Below are 2,977 nucleotides of genomic sequence, written 5' to 3' on the forward strand. Positions count from 1 at the left end.
CGGCGCACCCCGGTGTCGCTTACGTCAAAAACGTAGTGCAGTCGAGGGAATCCGCTGGATTCGTCCAGCAGAGCGATGCCCTTGGCACCCCGGCGCACATAACGGTTCATCCGGTTGTTCCAGATGTCAAAGTCGGCGCAGGCAGTGGCATCCTGGCGTTGGGCGTAGATCATCAATTGGTCCGCAAAGGGGTACTTGTACAGCCGGGATGCGGTGGTCAGGTAATCCGTCCAGCTTTCCCAGTACCGGGTCAAGCCGTTTGCCGTGCGCTGGGCAAGGGCAAGGTATTCTTCGGTTTTGCTTGGCATTTTGGCCTCCTTCTTCAGATTTTAGGGTATAAAAATAGCGGGCAACCGTTTTTGGGTTGCCCGCCAAGGGTATATAATAATTGGGTTATCGTCGACTTTGAAGTTTTGATGATGAATGTCTATTTTTCATCGCTTTCGGGCGGACGAACATAACGTAACATTTTTCTTTCACAGGCACCAAATTCCAAATAGTTGTTTTTTGCCTCGTTTAGAGTTATTCCATGATTCAAGTCACTGGGGTCGCTATCAGAAGTAATAAACGGGTCATTCTCCCAAAAGCAAACTGGGCAAATGTACCCACAATCTTCCTTTGGTGGAACATTATAAGTAAAACATTCGCAGCATGGACATTGATACTTTTTCAAATAGATGCACCCCCGCAAGCACCGACTTGTCAATTTGTATATGGCTCTGTGTCTTTTCCGTCGTATACAATTACTTTAATGTTGGTGGCTGCATCAACATCCGCATGAATACCTACGGTATATTCTTTGTCCGTAACATTCGCAAAAGAGTAGCAGCCTCCCGCAGAAATATTGCCAGATACGATTTCCTGTTCGCCTTCGCAGAGCAAATGCACCACAATTTCAAAATCATTCCTATTCTGAATCGTCAGTGTGCCCGTTTTGGATGAAACCTTTACATTAGAATAAGTGATTACATATTGGGCAGATGTTGATTTTTCTGTACAAGACACAGAGCAATCCCATTGGATTGCAGCCTTCGCCTTTCTGTAGGATTCCGAAGATCTATACGCCGAAATTATAATGATTGCGGCTACGGCAAAGACGCTCACGATAATGAACACTATTGGTGCTTTTTTCTTCATAGTCTTTATCTCCAAAATTTCCAATTCATTGAGTTGAGCATATTACATACGCGAACACTCCAAACCTACAGCTCAGTTTCCACCGCAAGCTGCTCCTGCTTCTCTTTTTCATCAGCGATTTGGACATCAACATCTTCGCGCATCTTTTTCAGAAGTGCAAGGACTCGCTTGATTTGGCTCTTGGTGTTTTCCACTCTGCTCTGCGCCTGATTGATGTGATCCAGAACTGCCCAGTCTGCAAAGAGGCCATCAAAGAAGAAATCTGCGAATTTCAAAAACTGTCTACCGCAACCTGAAGGTCTGCGGTGATCTCAACATCGGCAAGCTCAGTTTTGAACCGCCGCAGTTCCACTTGAAGCTGTTCCACCTGCTCCTGTGCATTGTCCAGTTCCTCATACTTGGCAAGATCAGCCATCAAACCGCCGCCCATTACGTCCCATGTACTCCAGCCCTCGGCATTATCCAGCGTTTCCAGAACTTCATTGACCGTGTGCAAGGCGGTCTTTCCGGCGTTGATGGCTTCCAGCAGCTCCCGCTTTTGGACTTTCAGTGCGGCAATGCGGCTTTCGCTTTCCACAATCTGCTGTGCGGCAGGGTGGGCAGAGACTTTGATGCTTTTGATTTTTTCGGAAAGAGCAGCTTGATACTGCCTTTCGCAATCGGACAGCCGTTCCAGTCTATTTTGAATCTGCTCCAAGTCGGCATCAACGGAAGAAAGATCATGGAGAGCAGCATCGTACTTGACACGGGCTGCATAGGCTTCCTGCCGTTCCTTGTCCAGCTTTTCGTCCATTTTTCCAATCACTTGATAGAAAAATGCGGCAAGGCTGTGCCCCTCCAGACGATCCACATCAGCCTGTTCTGCCAGCTTGGATTTTTCCAGCTTTTTCAGGCGGTCCGCAAGCGTATCTCTCTGGGCGGTCAGTTCTTTCTGCTTTGCTTCACAGTTCTTCTTTTCTGCGACCTGCTGCCAAAGCTCTTTCAACGTAGAATCACTCATAAGGAATGTCCTTTCCCGGCATTACGTTTCTTCGTTCAGAAGCTGGTTCAAAAAATGCTGCCGATTATTTACAAATGTTTTGGTGATAACGTAGCTGTCCGTATCTTCATACTGACAAGGATGAATCGTGCCATTGTCGAAGCTAAAAATCTCAGCATCAGGCATTCCGAGGAGAATGGGTGAATGTGATACGATAATGAATTGCGCCCCTTCTTGGGCACACCGATAAATGTTGATCAGTAACGTGAGCTGCCGCTGCGGGGATAAAGCGGCTTCCGGCTCGTCAAAAATATAGACTCCATCTGCACCCATGTAGTCCTGCGCAATGGCGAGGAAACTTTCACCGTGTGATTTTTGGTGATAGCCTTTGGAGGGATGATCGTCATCGGAATAGTCGATTTCCTTGGTGGCTACATTATAGAAACTCTCTGCTCGGAGAAAATACCCGATCTTTGGTCTGCGATACCCCTTGGAAATCGTCATAGCCTCACATAGTTCCGAATGGGAGTTGTATGTGGAAAATGAATAGTTCTTCGTTCCACCCTCTGCGTTGAAGCCGTAAGCAACAGCGATTGCTTCCAGAAGCGTAGATTTTCCACTTCCATTTTCGCCAACAAAGAACGTAATGGGCTTATGGAATGTAAAAGTGTCGATTCCACTGATGGCAGGAATCTGACGAACATAATTGTATGGGCGAACTCTGTTCCAGTCGATGGTCAGCCCTTGGATAAACAAATCGTTCATACAGCACTCCATACTATATAATGTAAGAAACACTTAGCTCCGCTCAAACCCAAGATAGCGGGTGCCCTGAAAACTCAGCTTTCCGATGTCGCCCTG

Annotated in this window: 6 protein-coding genes; all 6 read right to left on the reverse strand. The window is 47.0% G+C overall.

The window, feature by feature from the left end; genetic code table 11:
• A partial coding sequence (locus tag QZL71_RS12920; protein ID WP_294649128.1) for a hypothetical protein occupies positions 1-308 on the reverse strand: 308 nt, incomplete at its 3' end.
• Positions 309-427: 119 nt separating this feature from the next.
• A complete protein-coding gene (locus tag QZL71_RS12925; RefSeq protein WP_316542987.1) occupies positions 428-706 on the reverse strand; it encodes a CPCC family cysteine-rich protein in 279 nt (92 codons plus the stop codon).
• Entirely contained in the window at positions 703-1,137 is a 435-nt protein-coding gene (locus QZL71_RS12930; protein ID WP_015536782.1) for a hypothetical protein, read from the reverse strand. Before QZL71_RS12930 ends, QZL71_RS12925 begins: the two co-directional genes overlap by 4 nt.
• 65 nt (positions 1,138-1,202) lie before the next feature.
• A complete protein-coding gene (locus tag QZL71_RS12935) occupies positions 1,203-1,412 on the reverse strand; it encodes a hypothetical protein (protein ID WP_294649129.1) in 210 nt (69 codons plus the stop codon).
• A complete protein-coding gene (locus QZL71_RS12940; protein ID WP_294649131.1) occupies positions 1,409-2,137 on the reverse strand; it encodes a hypothetical protein in 729 nt (242 codons plus the stop codon). Before QZL71_RS12940 ends, QZL71_RS12935 begins: the two co-directional genes overlap by 4 nt.
• 21 nt (positions 2,138-2,158) lie before the next feature.
• The gene (locus QZL71_RS12945) at positions 2,159-2,881 is read right to left on the reverse strand and encodes an AAA family ATPase (RefSeq protein WP_294649132.1); all 723 of its coding nucleotides are present in this window, start codon (positions 2,879-2,881) and stop codon (positions 2,159-2,161) included.
• Between the last annotated feature and the right edge of the window lie 96 nt (positions 2,882-2,977).

The organism is uncultured Faecalibacterium sp., assembly GCF_900066275.1.
GTDB classification, from domain to species: Bacteria; Bacillota; Clostridia; order Oscillospirales; family Ruminococcaceae; genus Faecalibacterium; species Faecalibacterium taiwanense.